This is a genomic window from Pseudoalteromonas sp. XMcav11-Q (assembly GCF_040104525.1).
Lineage (GTDB): Bacteria > Pseudomonadota > Gammaproteobacteria > Enterobacterales > Alteromonadaceae > Pseudoalteromonas.
Genome location: NZ_JBECOX010000010.1, coordinates 211,200 through 227,992 on the forward strand (window position 1 = coordinate 211,200; position 16,793 = coordinate 227,992).

At 39.7% G+C, this 16,793-nt stretch carries 17 protein-coding genes and 1 tRNA gene; 7 read left to right on the forward strand and 11 right to left on the reverse strand.

Going from position 1 to position 16,793, the window contains the following annotated elements; genetic code table 11:
• Window positions 1-54 precede the first annotated feature (54 nt).
• Window positions 55-462: a hypothetical protein gene (locus ABMY45_RS16675; RefSeq protein ID WP_010607541.1), complete on the reverse strand. Its 408-nt coding sequence runs from the start codon at window positions 460-462 to the stop codon at window positions 55-57.
• A gap of 426 nt (window positions 463-888) precedes the next feature.
• On the opposite strand from ABMY45_RS16675, the gene ABMY45_RS16680 reads away from it, so the two are divergent.
• Window positions 889-1,281, forward strand: a complete 393-nt coding sequence (locus ABMY45_RS16680; RefSeq protein ID WP_010607543.1) for a hypothetical protein — start codon at window positions 889-891, stop codon at window positions 1,279-1,281.
• A gap of 130 nt (window positions 1,282-1,411) precedes the next feature.
• On the opposite strand, the gene ABMY45_RS16685 is transcribed toward ABMY45_RS16680, so the two are convergent.
• Window positions 1,412-2,956, reverse strand: coding sequence for a PAS domain-containing methyl-accepting chemotaxis protein (locus ABMY45_RS16685; RefSeq protein WP_349289199.1), 1,545 nt, complete (start codon window positions 2,954-2,956; stop codon window positions 1,412-1,414).
• A gap of 358 nt (window positions 2,957-3,314) precedes the next feature.
• Here ABMY45_RS16685 and ABMY45_RS16690 point away from each other — a divergent pair, with 358 nt between their 5' ends.
• Window positions 3,315-4,025 carry a MauE/DoxX family redox-associated membrane protein gene (locus tag ABMY45_RS16690; protein ID WP_349289212.1) on the forward strand — a complete coding sequence of 237 codons (711 nt, stop codon included), beginning with the start codon at window positions 3,315-3,317 and terminating at the stop codon, window positions 4,023-4,025.
• Between the two features lie 55 nt (window positions 4,026-4,080).
• Here the strand turns inward: ABMY45_RS16690 and ABMY45_RS16695 are convergent, their stop codons facing one another.
• The gene (locus ABMY45_RS16695) at window positions 4,081-4,848 is read right to left on the reverse strand and encodes a DNA/RNA non-specific endonuclease (RefSeq protein WP_010607546.1); all 768 of its coding nucleotides are present in this window, start codon (window positions 4,846-4,848) and stop codon (window positions 4,081-4,083) included.
• A 922-nt stretch (window positions 4,849-5,770) separates the two neighbouring features.
• On the opposite strand from ABMY45_RS16695, the gene ABMY45_RS16700 reads away from it, so the two are divergent.
• Together ABMY45_RS16700 and ABMY45_RS16705 are read left to right on the forward strand one after the other, a co-directional pair.
• Complete coding sequence (locus ABMY45_RS16700) at window positions 5,771-7,036, forward strand: tyrosine-type recombinase/integrase (RefSeq protein ID WP_349289200.1); 1,266 nt, start codon at window positions 5,771-5,773, stop codon at window positions 7,034-7,036.
• A gap of 366 nt (window positions 7,037-7,402) precedes the next feature.
• Window positions 7,403-8,236, forward strand: a complete 834-nt coding sequence (locus ABMY45_RS16705; RefSeq protein ID WP_349289201.1) for a hypothetical protein — start codon at window positions 7,403-7,405, stop codon at window positions 8,234-8,236.
• A 39-nt stretch (window positions 8,237-8,275) separates the two neighbouring features.
• Here ABMY45_RS16705 and ABMY45_RS16710 read toward each other — a convergent pair whose 3' ends face one another.
• The 4 genes from ABMY45_RS16710 to ABMY45_RS16725 all read right to left on the reverse strand — a co-directional run bounded on the left by ABMY45_RS16710 (window position 8,276) and on the right by ABMY45_RS16725 (window position 10,962).
• Window positions 8,276-9,157: a site-specific integrase gene (locus ABMY45_RS16710; protein ID WP_349289202.1), complete on the reverse strand. Its 882-nt coding sequence runs from the start codon at window positions 9,155-9,157 to the stop codon at window positions 8,276-8,278.
• Window positions 9,150-9,371 carry a hypothetical protein gene (locus ABMY45_RS16715; RefSeq protein ID WP_349289203.1) on the reverse strand — a complete coding sequence of 74 codons (222 nt, stop codon included), beginning with the start codon at window positions 9,369-9,371 and terminating at the stop codon, window positions 9,150-9,152. The genes ABMY45_RS16710 and ABMY45_RS16715 overlap by 8 nt, the downstream gene beginning before the upstream one ends.
• Window positions 9,372-10,024: 653 nt before the next feature.
• A complete protein-coding gene (locus tag ABMY45_RS16720; RefSeq protein WP_349289204.1) occupies window positions 10,025-10,645 on the reverse strand; it encodes a hypothetical protein in 621 nt (206 codons plus the stop codon).
• A gap of 35 nt (window positions 10,646-10,680) precedes the next feature.
• Complete coding sequence (locus tag ABMY45_RS16725; RefSeq protein ID WP_349289205.1) at window positions 10,681-10,962, reverse strand: helix-turn-helix transcriptional regulator; 282 nt, start codon at window positions 10,960-10,962, stop codon at window positions 10,681-10,683.
• Between the two features lie 95 nt (window positions 10,963-11,057).
• Here ABMY45_RS16725 and ABMY45_RS16730 point away from each other — a divergent pair, with 95 nt between their 5' ends.
• Complete coding sequence (locus tag ABMY45_RS16730; RefSeq protein WP_239359970.1) at window positions 11,058-11,249, forward strand: hypothetical protein; 192 nt, start codon at window positions 11,058-11,060, stop codon at window positions 11,247-11,249.
• A gap of 127 nt (window positions 11,250-11,376) precedes the next feature.
• On the opposite strand, the gene ABMY45_RS16735 is transcribed toward ABMY45_RS16730, so the two are convergent.
• Window positions 11,377-12,180: an adenylate/guanylate cyclase domain-containing protein gene (locus tag ABMY45_RS16735; protein ID WP_349289206.1), complete on the reverse strand. Its 804-nt coding sequence runs from the start codon at window positions 12,178-12,180 to the stop codon at window positions 11,377-11,379.
• A 5-nt stretch (window positions 12,181-12,185) separates the two neighbouring features.
• On the reverse strand, window positions 12,186-12,722 hold the full coding sequence (locus ABMY45_RS16740) for a Pycsar system effector family protein (RefSeq protein ID WP_349289207.1): 537 nt from the start codon (window positions 12,720-12,722) through the stop codon (window positions 12,186-12,188).
• 283 nt (window positions 12,723-13,005) lie between these two features.
• Between ABMY45_RS16740 and ABMY45_RS16745 the strand changes: the two genes are divergently transcribed.
• Both ABMY45_RS16745 and ABMY45_RS16750 read left to right on the forward strand, forming a co-directional pair.
• Window positions 13,006-13,224, forward strand: a complete 219-nt coding sequence (locus tag ABMY45_RS16745; RefSeq protein ID WP_045988834.1) for a helix-turn-helix domain-containing protein — start codon at window positions 13,006-13,008, stop codon at window positions 13,222-13,224.
• Between the two features lie 74 nt (window positions 13,225-13,298).
• The gene (locus ABMY45_RS16750; protein WP_349289208.1) at window positions 13,299-14,405 is read left to right on the forward strand and encodes a replication initiation protein; all 1,107 of its coding nucleotides are present in this window, start codon (window positions 13,299-13,301) and stop codon (window positions 14,403-14,405) included.
• A gap of 162 nt (window positions 14,406-14,567) precedes the next feature.
• Here the strand turns inward: ABMY45_RS16750 and ABMY45_RS16755 are convergent.
• Window positions 14,568-14,644 (reverse strand) — tRNA-Pro (locus tag ABMY45_RS16755).
• A gap of 163 nt (window positions 14,645-14,807) precedes the next feature.
• On the reverse strand, window positions 14,808-16,226 hold the full coding sequence (locus ABMY45_RS16760) for a sodium:alanine symporter family protein (RefSeq protein WP_010607547.1): 1,419 nt from the start codon (window positions 16,224-16,226) through the stop codon (window positions 14,808-14,810).
• Window positions 16,227-16,793: the final 567 nt, after the last annotated feature.

Below are 16,793 nucleotides of genomic sequence, written 5' to 3' on the forward strand. Positions count from 1 at the left end.
GCCTCGTTTTGAAAGCAACTTTATGAGACTTACTACACGCGAATAAGGATAGGATTAAATGTACCCGAGTAGTTTAAGGCTATGTTGTTGCGCAAGATTGGGTTTGAAAGACCAGATCCTTAGTTCTCCGGTTGTAAGATAAAGTTTGGTGTAACTAAACCATAGTAATCCTTCTACGGAAATTTTTTCCACTTCTTCTGCTGGAATATAGTGCTTTTGACCTAACAAGCTGTGATAAACCACACCTTGATTGCAGATGATTACTCGGCTTTGACCACTGAATATTGCCCATAGCCCTGTAGCAATATAAAACATGATTGCCGCAGATAGCGTTAATTGGACAAACGAAATCATGCTAATTCTTTCAGACACTATTAAAGTATCTAAGATAAGCAAGCTAAGCGCGATAATAGAAAGGGAAATGAAAAATGATAAGTTCATTCCTAATTTTAACTCTTTCATTGTTGTTCCTATTTTTCTTTGATTGATTTTGAGAGTGTGCAAATTATTTCAACAAAATGAATCAATTGTGGAGGTCTAGAACTTTTCTTACTAATTCAAACTTTAAGATTGATGCTTTTTGGGGAGGCTGGTTCTTTATTCGTATGTATTGGTGCTTGTGACCAGAATACGTAACCCATTTTAGCGATACAGACCGTAATGTTGAAGGAGTTTGGATGCTTCTTATATTGTGAAAAATAAAATGTAATAAGTTGAACTCGATAGTCCTTTTGACCTTTAACAAGCTTTGGAATGAGGTGGAAATGAACTTGCACTTTTTTAATATGACAAATGGAAAAAGTTAGCATATGTTTAAACATTAGCGTTTTTTGTTCCGTCTTGAAATATCTGTGATCTTAATTTGCAGAAAAGGGTTAAGGAAGAATTATGAAATTTGAACAGCTATTAAACCACTTTGATACTGGTGTTTGCGTCGATCAGATGCAAAAAGAAGCTCTAATTGATATCGCACTATTGTTTATTGGTGTTGACGGTGTCATCAGCGAAAGTGAAAAGCATGTTGTGCGAAAGTGGGCAAAAAGCCTACATTGGAACTCTGCAATCGCATTAGACGATTATATTGAAGACAGCCTGTCAAAGTCTGTTGTTGCGATAAAAAATAATGATATTGAAGCTTATGTGCAACACCGCATGAATAACATTATTGATGAACCGATGCGTAAACTTGCGAAAGATCTAGCCGTGCGTGTTATTGAAGCTGATGGCAATGTGAAACAGGCAGAAAAGGAGGCTCTCGCCATTCTTGAGGCGGAACTATAACACTGTTTTATTTGCGAAGTAAGTGGACCTAATTTGTCTAGTAAAATGCTTAGGTCCACTGATATTTAAGAGTAGTTACTGATTAGGCTTTAATGTACGCATACATTAAGTCCTGTTTCACTTTGATTTTTCATGTTTGAGAAAATTGCTGTATTAGGCGCGTTTGCTGCTCGATTTGAGTCAGCAATTCTTGGCTTAAAATAAAAGATTTCTCGCCGTGCTCCGTGCCTTTCTCTGCGAGCGTAGTCACGCTGTCAACGTTTATGCTTATCTGTTTTACCACACAACTTTGTTGTTCAATGGCGGCGGCAACACTGCGATTTAAGTCGGCTAGATGCATCACATGGCTTTGAATGGTATCAAGGCTTGAACCGTTATTTTTTGCAAGATCAACACTTTGATTTGATAAGCTATTACTTTTTTGCACTGACTCAACAGCGGAGCTGGAAATATCATTTAGCTCTTTAAGTAATTGCGTGATTTCTTCTGTGGAAGTTTGTGTGCGTTGTGCAAGTGTGCGAACTTCATCTGCTACAACTGAGAATCCTCGCCCATGTTCGCCCGCTCGGGCGGCTTCGATTGCGGCATTTAACGCAAGCAAGTTGGTTTGATCGGCAATAGAGTTGATAACACTAAGGATATTTTGAATTCGATCATTACCGGAGACTAAGCGGTTCACGGCATTGTTCACTTCCATTAAATGCTCATCAAGGTAGTGAATCGAGTCGATGACATCCTTTACTGCGGCTTTACCACGCCCAGCCTGTTGTTCTGAGTTATTAGCCGCATCAGCAGCGTGGTTTACGTTTTCTGAGAGCTCGTCAATCGTTTGTGAAAATTCGTCCATGCAAACGACCATTTCTTTTGCCTCGCTTGTTTGCTGCTTTAGTAGTTCAGCAACAAATTGGCCGCTTTGTGTAGTAAGTTTTGCATTTTCACTTACTCGAACGGACACGTCGTTTACTCTGCCCACCACCGCAGAAATTTTTGCCTTCTGCATTTCAAATGCTAGTGTAATATCAGCAACCCGATCGCGAGATTGACCGTATACCACAGACATTAAATCATTATCAAAAATCGTTTTGGCTTGTGTGAGCAAAGCTTTATATTTAGAGCGAAAACGTGCGGTTAACGCAATTGTGATGAATAGTAGAGTCAAAGGTAGCAGCGTAAACCAATGGTTATTTAATAGCGATGCTAGAGGCAAAGTTATCGCGATGAAAAGCAATAACATAAATGAGAGGCGAGTGCTGTCATAGCGACTCGTTTTTTGTTGGCTATCAAGAGTGCGATAAGCATTTTCTGCGCGTTTAATTACCTCGGGAGAAGGGCAAGTTCTTACAGATTGGTATTCAACTATGTTGCCTCGCTCGTCTTTAATGGGAGTGACAAAAGCGTTTACCCAATAGTAATCCCCATTTTTTGTTGAGTTTTTAACAGGTCCCATCCAAGATTGGCCATTTTGAATGGTAGACCACATATTTCTAAAAGCCGCTTTTGGCATATCCTGATTACGAACTAAGTTGTGGGGCTGACCAAGCATTTCTTCAATGCTAAAGCCTGATATGTCACAAAAAGATTGATTTGCGTATGTAATTCGACTGTCCAGATCCGTTGTTGAAAGCAATACACTGTGCTTGCCTAACTTTATTTCCCTACCCATTATTTTTGACATTTGTTTTTTATCTCGGTAGCTAAAGACAAGGCGAAATATAAATCTAAGACTTTATAGTCAGAAGGTTTTTTTACCCGAATTGCGCTTTAATAACGTGTTTTCTGACCAAGATCAGGTTTATCTTTGGTTACCTCATTCGAGGTTAATTTGATTGTGATGCATCAATAAATTCAACCAGCTTTCATGTTATTGAGTGTAATTAAAGGTGGTATGGAATTCGCTTTAGTTACAATCATTAAGCTGAGATTGCGCTAATGTCGGCAGATTTTTCTTAGCTGATTTACGCGGTCGGTAATTTCTACTTATGTTTGTAATAAAATAGGGGGAGCCACCAGTGAAAAATGCGACACTTTACCGAATGCATACCTCATCGCACATTTGCCCTTTTGGTCTCAGAGCTAAGGATTTGCTTTCACGAGAGGGTTTTTATGTAGACGACAGAGTGCTCAAGTCAAGGGAACAGACGGATGAATTTAAAGCCACTCATAACGTTGACACTACACCACAAATATTTATTAACGATGAACGTATTGGTGGCTATGAGGCGCTGCGTCGATATCTAGGTAAGCCGTCACATAAGGAAAAGAAAAACGTATACTGGCCAGTACTTTCGATATTTTTAGTCGCGCTGCTGGTCACATTCGCGATACAATTTCCTGTCAATAATCTTGTGGAATGGGTAATGCCCTTTATTGGGTTTTCCATGCTGTTACTCGCGGTACAAAAGATACGCGATGTTCATAGCTTTACAAACTCCTTTATCACTTACGATTTGTTAGCGATGCGTCACCTAAAATACGCGTATGCTTACCCCTACTTAGAGTTATATGCCGGCGTTTGCATGCTAACAACTTTGCCAGCCATTTATTATGCACCAGTGGCAATATTCATAGGGGTTATAGGCGCAATCTCAGTGTTTAAGGCCGTATATATTGATAAAAGAGTGCTCAAATGTGCATGTGTTGGTGGTGACACTGATGTGCCTTTAGGTTTTATATCATTAACCGAAAATGTGGTTATGTTTGGTGCAGGGTGGCTTATGTTGCTCAGCTATTTTAAGCTAACCTAAAGTTCGAATAAGACCTGCTAGGCACTAAAGGGCTACCAACTGGTAGCCGTCATAACTAGCAACCTAGTGGTGCGCTAAGACCGCCGACTCGACCCTCAATGTCGGTGGCTTTATAGCTTGGCAGGCTAGGTAGGATATTCAGGCCTGCTCTTTGTTCTACTTCGTCAATGGTTACTTCTGTTTTGCAGTAATCAAGGTATCTTCCAGAAGTTTGCTCCATGATAAAAGCAGAAGCCTTCACATTTGAGCCAGCTATTGTGACGACGACCTTAAAATAGCCTGACGGAATAGTGTGAGATTCATCAGCACCAGGCAAGGTAGCAAAGTAATATTCATACAAGGGACCCGTGAACACATAGGCATTTTCGCCCGTTCGCACTAAACTTCTCACTGCATTCTCTAATTTAACCCATGGACCCTGATTAAGGTTTGATGATTGTGGGGTAATGTTCGAGAGATAGTTAGTATCGCTCCAATTGGATGTATTGGAAAACGACGCCAAAGGCACTTGATGACCTCTATCTGTATGGATAGTTGCCCACGCATCGCTGTAGTCACTTGGCTCTAGCGTGTATCTACTTGCAATTTTAGGGTCTGATTTCCAAGTTCTAGAACGGCTTGGTCCGTCAATTGTGCTTGGTGTGACTTTGTATGCTACCCAGTCCGCAAACTTTGTTGCGCGATTATTGCTAAGCACATATATAGGTCGCTCAACGATATCATTACTTGATGGTGTGCCAGTTGGGCAACCGTAGTTGCTACATATGTTGGTGTTTGCATTTGCAGTCGCACTGACTGCAAGCATGAGTATTGCGAATTTCATTTTAATCTCCGTGCTTAATTGAAAGTCACGCAATACTAGGTTGGTTATTTGTCAGTATTATTACCTTAATGTAAATATATTGTGTTTTGTGATTACTGCTGTTAGTTGAAAACTACTGTGAAAGAACCGATTTATAAGGCGTTATAGCTATAAATTATGTTAAGAATCCCTCATTTTCATTTTACTAATTAACTGGAAAATAGAGGCTAGGAGCAGAGCCGACATAATGGAATAGGCACAAATAATCCAAGCCTGAGTAATGCATGCCTTTTGGTCTTGTCACGTAGAGTACTGGAAGTAGAAACTACACTGTTTGAAGTTTAAAGTGAGAGGTTGTGTCGGGAGAAAGCATTTAATAGCCGACATCAGCGATATGTTTTGGTGTTCTTATTTCGGCAAATCAATCTATTCAAGCTGAATTAGCCATCAGAGTTATTCGTTTTTGAAGGCTTTGCCTCTGGCGGGAAATTTTTCTTACATTGTTTTAAGGCGCTGACATTGAAAGGAGTCGCTAGCGATGCTCATTGAGGTGAGCTTCTAGTACGTCAAAGAAAACAAAGTTCATAAGTCTGAACAGGAATAACGAACGAAAATCGGAAAAGTTATATTACTAAGATACTAATACAGCGTATTTTACGAACGGAAATGAATGAAGTTAACTATATTGAATAGAGTGTAGAAAAGCTGGTCGGCATAGCAGGATTTGAACCTGCGACCCCTGACACCCCATAAAAGAATTGATTAGTTTTAATTATTTCAAAGTAGCTTTGATTAGATGTGTTCGGCTAATTTAACTTGATTTAAAACAACAGGATAAATAAATAATTGGTTTTGATTAGAAATGAGTAGAAGCAATGAGTTGTTTTTGTTTTCTGCTACATGTATGCTGCATGTAGTTCGTCTAGCTAGATTGGTGCTACATATGTCTACGATAAGAATGTTGCTTAGTGACTCTACGCTCAACAATGTTCCTGCTCAAATAAAGCGAATAAATGATACTAAGTTAAGTGGGTTTCACGCACGCATAGGCAAAGCTTCAGGAAATAGTAAGCCCCGTGTAGCGCTTTATTTAAACTACCGACTTGGTGGTGCAAAAGGCAAACAGCGTAATTATCTGTTGGGCTATTTTGGTGAACGAGATTTAAAAGAAGTCCGTAAAGAGGTAGAAAGCTTAAAAGGGCGAATCGCTTCGGGTGAAGACGTATACGAAACCAAACAGCAAAGCATTAAGCAACAATTTATTGAAGATCACTCGCCAACAGTGGAATTGCTATTCACAGAGTTCCTAGAGCGCTATATCAAGGTTAATCGCAAAGACCCTCTAGAAGTTGAGCGTATGTTTGAAAAAGACGTGCTGCCAGCGATAGGGGGCGTTAAATTAAAAGACATTACCCGCCGAGACATTTTAAGCAAAGTATTAGACCCAATCACCGACAGGGGAGCAGGCACTCAAGCCAATAAAACCCTTTCAATTCTTAAGCAAATGTTCGACTTTGCTGTTGAGCGTGACTTAATGCTGGGCAACCCTATCAGTACCGCTAAGAAAAAGAACGTGGGCGGTATTGAAAAGCCACGTACACGCGCCCTTGAGTTTGAAGAGCTGATACAAGTATTCGAGCGCTTGCCCAAACTTGGCGTAAGCACTCAAGTGATCTACGCTTTGAAGTTTATAGCTCTAACTGGTTGCAGGCCGATAGAGGTGACTGGCGCGCAGTGGCAAGAATTCGACTTTGATAAAATGATTTGGACCATTCCCGCCGAGCGAGTAAAGCAAAACAAAGGCGGGGAGCGAATCCACAAAGTGCCCATCACCCAAAATATGATCATTATGCTTGATGAACTGCGCGCTTCATTCAGCTATTTAAGCTCAAAGTATGTGTTCCCAAGCACCACCTGTACCACAAGCGCTGTAGGTGAACAGCCCATTGATAGGCACTCACTTTCAAGAGCGGTAAACCGAAAACAAAAAGAGCTAGGTGTAGCAAAATTCGTGCCCCATGACCTTCGTAGAACAATGGCTACTCGCTTAGGTGATGATGATATTGGCGCTGATCCGATAGTGGTTGAAAAGATACTTAACCACCAATTGCAGGGAATGCAAAAGGTTTATAACTTGCAGGAGTATATGGAGAAGAGAGTGCAAGCTTTAGGTGCTTGGTCGGATAAGCTTTTTTTATGTAGGCTATAATATTTTAGTTCAAACTTGCTAATTATGTGGTACATTTGATTGTTGTGAGGAGAGATATATGCTTGAAGGTTTAATATATAGATTTTTGCGCCTTAGACGCACAAACGCATCAGTTAGAAGAAATTCCTCTGTAGGTTCGTATAACAGTATCAAAATCGAAGGGCGAGGCACCATCTATGCTGATGCTGAGGAAGTAAGTACAGATATGAAACGTCAGAATCTGTTTGAAAGAGCAGAGAGGATCGTGAACTCTAATTAATGTTTTTGCTGCTAATCCTACCAATACTTGTGAGTGGGTTCATTTACATTCACAGTGATATAGAAAGCTATTATAAACTTCATCGTCAGGAAGGTCAGTACCTTTACTTGAGTACTATAAAAGCAGGTTTATTTCTCACTCTTAGCTCTTTTTTTCTATGCATAGCACTTAACTTGTTACCTCCACTTAAGTTTAATGGTTACAGCTTTGATTTGATCAAACTTCTAGCAAACGAATTCAATATATTCTTTGATAAAGAGCTTGTAGCAATTCAATTTAGTTGGATTTTATCTGTGTCGATTACTTCAATAATTACTGCATATGTATACCCTATTATTAAGTTTAAAACTAAGGTATCTAAGATATATATAGAATTACTCGAAGACAATATGGGTTCTATTCTCGATAAACAGTCTAAGTTTAAAAAGAAGTTTCAGAGTACTGTCAAACATCAGAGTTTATGTTGTTTATTCAAAAAATATTATCTCTATAGAGCAACTGATAAATATCTTAAACGTCTTATACTGAGGCTGTATGTAAAAGCTAGAGTACGTTACCAGGCTAAAATTCTTGGAAGAATTTTAAAAGATAGCCCACTTGATAGGCTTTTGTTTTATGCTTTTAATGAAAAAAAACTGTTAATGTTCACTTTGAAAAATAGGCAAGTGTATATCGGAAGAGTAAATTCAACAGGAGAGCCTACGGAGAATAAAGGTGTGGACCAAGAAGTATGTATCATACCAATTATGAGTGGTTATCGTGATGATAAGAGTTTAGCTGTTGATTTGATAACTCACTACAATAAAATAGAGAAAAATATTTACCTTACTTTGAGGCAGGAAGAAATAATTTCAGCTACTGAATTTGACTTGGACGCCTATGAAAACTTTAAAAATCATAAAAGTAAAAAAAAAGGACTTTCATTTAACCTCAATTGGTAGGACTATTTTTTAAAGATATATGCAATCTCTTACTAAGCATCACCTTAGGTATACCTCAGTAATTTCAGCCCTAAAATGTCCCATCTCTTGCGAAACGGTCTCTAAGGCCGTTTCATACTTATACCCCAAGCTTTTCAGCTCAACCATCCGCTCTTGAGCATAACTATGTCTAAGACCATGTGCGCCAGTTGAAAATAATAAAGCACGGTTTGATGCTTTTGAGAAAGAGTCCGACCACTTTTTACCGCCAGCGATATCATATCGCTGAAGGTAGTTAATTTTTCTGTCTACAACGGTTATCGGTTGCGCTAAACGTTGTTGTTCTAGCTTATTGGCGAGTGTGGTTGGAATCAGCACATGGCGAATTAAGCCGCCTTTACCTTGCACGGTATATAGCTCGCCGCTTCGACCATGCCATTTTGAATCTAGGGTAGGGCGTTTGTCTGGACCTCGATCACTTGCTTTGGCAAGCGTCAGTAGCTCATGGGCGCGCAGGCCTGCGGCATAGGCTATTTGTGTAGCGAGTTGATGCTTTGCTGTTTGCCGATGTGAAATGGCTCTGGCTTGATCTGTAGTGTAAGCCCGAGAGCGCTTGATTTCTTCTAAACATGACTTTACTCGATAGAGTGTTTCTTTTGGCTGTAGCTTACCGTTTAGTTGCATCATAGCTTGTATTGCTTGACGCTCCATATCTAGGGCTTTTTGGCCGACAATTTCAGCTCGGTAGTCGAGATAAATTCGGGCTTGTTCAATACTCAAAGATTGAATACCGTCTATACCAATATCCTTTGACCAACTGGCAACCGTTTTTAGTGCCTGCTCGTAGTTTCTAGCTGTGCCTAAAGAGCGTATATGTTTTGCTTTGGTCAGCCCTTTGATAACGTTTTTGGCTTGTGTGCTGGCTTTGGCAAATTTAGGCATTTTTATCGAGCCACCGCTTAACGGTCGTCCACTGTACAACGATACCTCTCATGGCAAGCCAGCGTTGTAGTTCAGCTTTAGTTGCACCCTCGTCATATAGTTTACAAAGTTGAGTGCGATACTTATCAAGCTTGGATGATTTATGACGTTTACGGGCACGTAGTTTTGTTTGCGCTTTTAATAAAGCGACTTCAGTATTTGGGTTAAAAGCCATGCGTGTTCCTTGGTTGTAAGATTAACTGGCAACACCGTTGCTCAGCGGCACTAAAGCCTATTCGCCCCAGTTAAGCGCAACAGCGCAAGGCTCGGACTGATCTCGCCTAAAATAAAAACCTCAGATACGTGGAAGCGGCAGCAACTAAGCGCCGAATTTGAAAAGCGCCATAAATGTGGCGCGGCATGACATAAATATTAAAACAGTGAGGGTCCTCACTACGTGTTGTCGGCAGCTGAACAGCGCCGGTTTTCTTCAATGCCCTAAGGGCTAAATCAAGTTTAGGTTAGCGTTAAATAAGGTCGCTTTCAATCTGCAAATAAAAATCTGCGTATAAGCTCAGTAAAACCAAGCCCCCCGCTATGAAGCGAGCGATTTATCGCTTCGACATAGCGGGGGGCGTAGCCCCTTTTAAAAGAGGAGGAAATTGCTCATGATGCCTCGATTAAAAGGGCTTGGTTTTTAGCAAATTTGCAGGTATACAAAAGCTCAATTAGGCTTAGTGAAGTAGCGAGCGTTGGAGTAAAAGTATGGGTCCTGTGATAGTTGGAAACTTACTTATTTTAGGAGTTGTTTTGTTTTTCTATGTGTTGTTTGGGGTTGTGAACCGAAAAGAGCCATAACTCAGGAAGCTTCGATGGGGATTGGCTTATCTATTTGAAGAGCATTTTCTTCGATATAGTGTCCAATATTGTGGCTCCAGAGTGATTAAATCCGGGCTTTAATACAAGTTCATACTCTTGCTTGCTTCCTTCAAATAATACCTCAGAGTCAACAACTGTTGTGGAAAATACGGGCCTACATATAATTTCGTTTTCTGAGAGACCTGAAGCCTGATAGTAGGCTTTTAACCCTTCAATGTTTGTAGACCATGAGTTTCCTAAGCTATCTAAGGATTCTCCAACTCTACCTATTCTATATAACTTTATGAGTTGGTTGTTTGATTCATAAGTCTTATTGAACTTATTAAGGTCGAAGCGAAAACAATCATAATTTCCTGAAATTATTGGTGATGTATATAAATCTATATGATCTTGTTCGGTTCCAATACCTTGCATAATACTTGTGATCAAGTTCTTATTTTTATAAAGGAATAATAAAAGGCACTCTAAATTACTCCCTAATGAATCAGTGTAAAAATCGCTTTCAAAGTCTCGTGTTGAGTTCAGTTTATTATTTAACAAATCGAGTTCATCTACTGTTAAATAATGATTTTCTAAGTGGTCGATATCTATAAAAATACTGCTAAATAAGCTAGTTAAATATTGATTCAAATATAGCTCCTCGTAAAGCTATTGTTAGTCTAAATTTAGCTGCAGTGGTCATGTTTACTTTTGAGTGCGAGTATTTGTTCTGCTAGCTTATCTTCTTCACAAAACAAAAAAGCCGTTGGTACGTCTAAAACTTTAGCGAGTGCTTTGACTGTTTTAAAGTCAGGCGCATGAACCCCTTTTTCATACTGGTTCATTCTGGCAGAGGCTGAGAACTCGTCCATTCCCGCCAAAATACCTAACTGTTTTTGAGATAAACCTTTCCTCTTTCGTGCTTCTTTTAAGCGCTTTGGAAAGGGCGACTCGTCATTTGTTTTCATCGTAAATCAATTAATTCTTGAAAACTAAGAGTTTCTTAGCTTTAATGGTGTTCTGATACTCAGGAATCCTTAGTTTTAAAGTGAGAGGTTAAACCATGTTTTTAAAAGTACTGAAAGCAACCGCGTTAATAGCGCTTGAAGTCATGATCGACGACGATAAAAAATCAGGCCAAGACAAGTTTATTGATGAACACAATGATGGAATGGGTAACGTAAACTTCTATGGTGACGAATATACAGAGCAAGAAGCACGGGAAGCCGATGATAGGGGAGAGTTTTATTATTGATTGTCGGAGGTATTTTAGTGTCTGTATCGTGTCGGATTTTTACAGAGCTACATAGGGATCTGCTGTAAGCTGCGTATCCCTATGTAGCTTTTATTGATACATTGGTTTGGTGCTGTATTAAGAGCAACTATTTGTCGGCGTCAACTATTGTTTGCAAATAGTCCCGACCATGTTTTTTACACCATTCACTTTGCAGGCGCCAAACAACATCCATAGGGACTTTCTTTTCAAGTGATGTATCAACTTCTTCCCATAGTTCGACAGGATCGCTGCATTCACAGGCATATAGGGCCTGATAGCATTTTATATTGTTATAAAATTTGGGTGAGGCAATTATGTCGTTATTGTCAGAGTAACTAGCTAGTTTGGACGTGAAATTTACAGTTTTTCCTGCCCACACTTCATTAAACATATCAGTAGCATGATCTTTGCTCTTTCTTAATCCGATTTTGCTTACTAAGATCGGACCTTGATGTATTCCGATATGAGAGCCAGTATCAAAGTCAGCTTTTTTGGCTTGGATTTTTGGTATAAATACAGATGTTGTAAAAGTCTTAAAAGTAACAGCTGCGGCCAAGGCTGTATGCACTTGATTCTTATTAAATAACGCAAAAACACCATCTCCTTTTATATCGATGTAAGCTGCGCCAAGCTTTTTGAAGACTCTGACGGCTGTCCCTGTAAAAAGGGTATAGATTTTACCTGTTGTATTTGCGTGGCTGGAAGCACTGAACTGTGTTGAGTTTTTCATATCGACATAAACACATATAACATCAGTTACTTTAATCCACTTATTGGACTGTTCACTTGGGAAATCGTCGGTATAAAGAGGAATTTCATCTTTTTCAATGATTTCTATGTGCTTTTTAAATTTATCGACTTGCTTATCAATTATATCAATTAAGTGCTGTGGTAGTTGTTCCTTGTTCATGTTAATCACCAGGTAATAATTACTATTAATGAAACTACATAGAAAACCACTGCTGCCAGTGTCATCCATGAAGCAGATATCGCAGCATTAAACTTACTTGTTGCTATTCTAGAGTTGTAAATAATTTGTTTGGCTTGGTCTATTTCATAATCAGTAAAATCAGGTTGATTAAGCCCCGTTCGCTTATTCAAGAGCGACAGGTACTCACCGTGACTATATTTTTGTATGTCGCCAAAGTAGATAGAACTGTCATCATTGTTCTGCATACTGGAACTAAAAAAAACTCTATTAAGCACGGGCATTGCAGCAACAATGGAAACTAGCAAAGCCCCGATAGTTAAAGCATAAGCAAAAATGTTAAGGCAAATACTTAACTTTGGTAGTGAGTCGTATGTGTTCATTAATCGAGAGTAGCCCCATAAAATACCTCCGTTTAAGACGATTAATCCCGCAAGCTTTTGTTCAGCATACTTGAGCCAGTCATTCACTAACTTAAAAACATTATCTAACTCAACTTGCAGTTTTTTTTGCTCGATAGCCATTTCATTCCCTTTTATAAAATATAAGTCAATTAAGCTTTAAAAATGGTTTAAACACAAGATGAATGCCTAAATTTAATAAGATTGAGGTGAATTCACTCTAAGTAAGTATCCATTGCTTTACTTTGAGCTAATCATACTTTAACTTAATTGTACTGGTTCAGACCAGTATCAAAAAAGGCGCTTCTAATTGGCTGCCTGTTACACGTAATGAGGAAACTTAGGGCTTTTTATAAAAAAGCACAGTTGATACGTATTTAACAGGTTTGGTTTGTTAGGAGGGCTCATGTCCACATTTATTACCACAAAAGAAGCTGCAAGGTTTTTAAACTGTACACCGCAGCATTTGTATAATATCCGAAGTCGGCGAAAAGTAGCGATTGAGCAAGGTGACTCCGAGCTTGCTAAAAAGGTTGCGCCAGAAGCAATCAAAATAGGCGGAAAGCTGCTTTTTGAAGAGTCTACATTAGAGGCTTGGCTTAGAAAGTACGGCGAAGTTGCTTAGTTTGCGAATACGGCAGGCGTAAGCGACCAAACTATCCGCCTGCCGTGTTGAATATACTCCAACACGGATATCTTATGACAAATATTGCAGAACAGCTAGCTCCTGCTGCGTCTTTGTGCGCACGAGAACAGCTAATTCAAAGGTTATATAGAACTACACCACCAAGAACACTTTGTACTAATGACGATATAACAATGGGCCGTTACCGTTATGGTGAAATAGCTTTAGGGGAATATCTTCATGTTCAAGTTAACCCAAAAGCTATTCAATATTGGCTGATTTTTGATATAGATGATGAATCAGCGTTTTCTTGGGAAGACAATCTACTACCTGCTCCAAATATAATTGTTAGTGGTCCATCTATAAGCAAATTACGCAAAATAGAGGCGCAAGGAGGAGCGCATCTGCTGTACGCTATTCAGGGTGTTACAACAAGCCTTAAAGGTAGGCGCAAACCAGTGGCGTTTATGAAGTATGTAAATCAAGCTATGCGAATAAAGCTTGGAGCTGATGAAGACTATACAGGGCCTTTATGTAAAAACCCGCTTCATCCCCATTGGAAAACGACTTTCTTACATGCGCATGAGTACAGCCTCAACGAACTAAATGACTTCCTACATAAACCTAAAAGGGAGTATGGCCATGGGTTTGATTGGGAGGCAGTTGCAAACTCTCGTAATTGTTATTTGTTTCACCAACTACGCTTCATTGCTTACAAAAGAATTAACTACGCCAGAGAAAACTGGCGATTTGAGGACTGGCGCAAACACTTGTTTGAGGTTGCTGAAAGCTTAAATAACTTTGAAGGTTTTGGCTTAGCAAAAGAATATCCTCTGAAGTACAAAGAATTGCAGTCGATTACTCAAAGCGTAGCCTCTTGGACTTGGCAAAAATACTTTCCTAACCACAATCGAGGGATTGCAGGAACTTGGTTGTACCAAATACCCATTCAATCCACCGCACTCGCTCAGCGAGAAGGTGCGAGGTATACCCATCAGAAAAGACGTGAAACATCTGAGGCGTTGATAAAGCAGGCTGTTAGCAAATTAATCGACACAGGCCACAAACTTACTCAGAAGAATATTGCTAACAAAACGGGACTTACTCGACAAACAGTAGCGAAGTATAAGCAATTACTTGATGATGTTAAGTATGCTGCCCCTCAGGGTATTAGGGGTTAAGGGATATAAACTTAGGGGAGTAAGCGTAGTATGTATGTAGCTTTAAAATGTAGAAGTAGAACAGGCTACATATATGCTATATCAAAATAAGATTAACTCTTAGAGAGTGCTACATTTTCAAATGTTGATAGAGTTAACTTATTGAATAGGGTAAGGAAAAGCTGGTCGGCATAGCAGGATTTGAACCTGCGACCCCTGACACCCCATGACAGTGCGCTACCAAGCTGCGCTATATGCCGACTTGTGCTTTACTATACGGATTTTTTTTTGAAAGGCAATAAGTGGTTGGTTTGTTTGGACATTAAATGAACTTAAGGGCGTATTTTTGTGTTCTTCGTCATTAATCCTGAGTTTTATAAGAAGAAAGCGCACTAAAAATAAGCTCTAGTGCGCTGTATTGGTCTATTTAGTCCAAATGCCTTTTGGTAGTGTTTTTTCTACTTCAGGGTTGGTACTAGGATCAAACTCTGGGGTTACGCCAGCTTTAAGCTGCTTTTTATAATCGTTGGCAAGCCATAGCACGACTTTGCGAAGCATAAAGAGTGCAACCACGTTTACTACAGCCATTAAGCCCATTGAAATATCAGCGAGTGTCCAAACCAGTCCAAGTTCGCTTACCGCACCAAACATTACCATACCTAATACACAAGCTCTAAATACCATCATGCCTTTCTTTGAATGGTGATCTAAAAACAGTAGGTTGGTTTCTGCATAACTATAGTTGGCAACAATGGAAGTAAAAGCAAAAAATAGAATAGCCACTGCAACGAAAATTGCGCCCCATTCTCCTACATGATGAACCAATGCAGATTGTGTTAATTCAATGCCAGTTAAACCTGAGTTTGGCTCGAGCTGACCAGATAAAAGAATAAGCGACGCGGTCGCGGTACAGATCACTATGGTATCTACAAATACACCTAGCATTTGTACATAACCCTGTGATGCTGGATGGTTTGGATTTGGTGTTGCACTAGCAGCAGCGTTTGCAGCGCTACCCATACCCGCTTCATTTGAGAATAAGCCGCGCTTGATCCCTTGAAGCATCGCTTGCATTACGGCGTAGCCAATAGCACCAGCACCCGCTTGTTCAATACCCATTGCACTTTTTACTATTAACATAAATATATCTGGCAGCTGCGCAAAGTTCACAGCACAGACGTAAAGTGCAAGTATAAGATAAGCAACGGCCATAAAAGGCACGACGAGTTCGGCAAAGCGTGCAATAGTTTTTAAACCACCGAAAATGATAATCCCAGAAGCTGCTACTAACGCAATACCCATCACATATTTAGGCACATCAAAGGCAACGTTAAATGCTGCAGCAATGGAGTTGGCTTGTACTGCATTAAAGACGAAACCAAATGCAAGGATAAGGCAAAGTGAGAATAACACCCCCATCCACTTACGTTTTAAACCTAGCTCCATATAATAAGCAGGGCCACCACGGAAGTTTCCGTCATCATCTTTTGTCTTATATAGCTGCGCTAAGCAACTTTCAGCAAAACTAGTCGCCATACCAATCAAGGCAATGAGCCACATCCATAATATAGCACCAGGACCGCCTAAATAGAGCGCAACGCCAACACCTGCCATATTACCGGTACCAACCCGTGCGGCGAGTGAAGTACAGAATGCTTGAAAAGAGGAGATACCATCTTCAGCACCTTCGCGGCTTTGCATCATTACCTTCACCATATATGGGAATTGAGTGAATTGAATAAAGCCAAGCCTAATTGTGAAGAATACACCTGCAGCTATTAAGAGATAGATAAGTAGATGGCCCCATAAAAGACCACTTATCGAGTTTAAGATATCAGCCATGTATTTAGCCTTTTTCTAAGAACGAGTAAATAATGGGGCGGTAATCTACCACAAAGAAAAGCAAAAGCCGAAATTCCTATGGGTTATCCACAGAAAATGTGGATAAGTTGTTAGGATTCGGTGGGCTAAAAAGCATTTGAAAAATAAATAGAAAAAACCGAAAAAAGGGTTGCACTAAAATCGGATCGCCCTATAATGCGACCCCACTGACACGGGGCGCTACGCTGAAAAGCAAAGCAGCAACGAGTTAGCGTCAAGTAAAACTTAAGTTCGAAACTTCTTCTCAAGAAATTCAAAATTAAGTGTTGACAAAAAAATGGGAATGCTTAGAATGCACATCCCTCGAAACAACGAAATGTTTCGGAATGTTCTTTAAAAATATGAAGCAATCATCTGTGTGGGCACTCGTACAGGTTGAGTTCTAACAGCAGATTCTAGTCCGCTAGATGACGCAAACAAATTTAGAGTCTCAATTGTAACTGAGTGACTATATAGTCAATTCGTTTTGATTTTACTTTTTTGAAAAGTAGAAACAAACAATCAGAATTCAATGAGCACGAAGCTTAG

Excerpts from the sequence above, each read along its gene's own strand:
- ABMY45_RS16675 (WP_010607541.1), bottom strand. The coding sequence starts at position 462 with ATGAAAGAGTTAAAATTAGGAATGAACTTATCATTTTTCATTTCCCTT.
- ABMY45_RS16680 (WP_010607543.1), top strand. The coding sequence starts at position 889 with ATGAAATTTGAACAGCTATTAAACCACTTTGATACTGGTGTTTGCGTC.
- ABMY45_RS16685 (WP_349289199.1), bottom strand. The coding sequence starts at position 2,956 with ATGTCAAAAATAATGGGTAGGGAAATAAAGTTAGGCAAGCACAGTGTA.
- ABMY45_RS16690 (WP_349289212.1), top strand. The coding sequence starts at position 3,315 with ATGCATACCTCATCGCACATTTGCCCTTTTGGTCTCAGAGCTAAGGAT.
- ABMY45_RS16695 (WP_010607546.1), bottom strand. The coding sequence starts at position 4,848 with ATGAAATTCGCAATACTCATGCTTGCAGTCAGTGCGACTGCAAATGCA.
- ABMY45_RS16700 (WP_349289200.1), top strand. The coding sequence starts at position 5,771 with ATGTCTACGATAAGAATGTTGCTTAGTGACTCTACGCTCAACAATGTT.
- ABMY45_RS16710 (WP_349289202.1), bottom strand. The coding sequence starts at position 9,157 with ATGCCTAAATTTGCCAAAGCCAGCACACAAGCCAAAAACGTTATCAAA.
- ABMY45_RS16715 (WP_349289203.1), bottom strand. The coding sequence starts at position 9,371 with ATGGCTTTTAACCCAAATACTGAAGTCGCTTTATTAAAAGCGCAAACA.
- ABMY45_RS16725 (WP_349289205.1), bottom strand. The coding sequence starts at position 10,962 with ATGAAAACAAATGACGAGTCGCCCTTTCCAAAGCGCTTAAAAGAAGCA.
- ABMY45_RS16730 (WP_239359970.1), top strand. The coding sequence starts at position 11,058 with ATGTTTTTAAAAGTACTGAAAGCAACCGCGTTAATAGCGCTTGAAGTC.
- ABMY45_RS16735 (WP_349289206.1), bottom strand. The coding sequence starts at position 12,180 with ATGAACAAGGAACAACTACCACAGCACTTAATTGATATAATTGATAAG.
- ABMY45_RS16740 (WP_349289207.1), bottom strand. The coding sequence starts at position 12,722 with ATGGCTATCGAGCAAAAAAAACTGCAAGTTGAGTTAGATAATGTTTTT.
- ABMY45_RS16745 (WP_045988834.1), top strand. The coding sequence starts at position 13,006 with ATGTCCACATTTATTACCACAAAAGAAGCTGCAAGGTTTTTAAACTGT.
- ABMY45_RS16750 (WP_349289208.1), top strand. The coding sequence starts at position 13,299 with ATGACAAATATTGCAGAACAGCTAGCTCCTGCTGCGTCTTTGTGCGCA.
- ABMY45_RS16760 (WP_010607547.1), bottom strand. The coding sequence starts at position 16,226 with ATGGCTGATATCTTAAACTCGATAAGTGGTCTTTTATGGGGCCATCTA.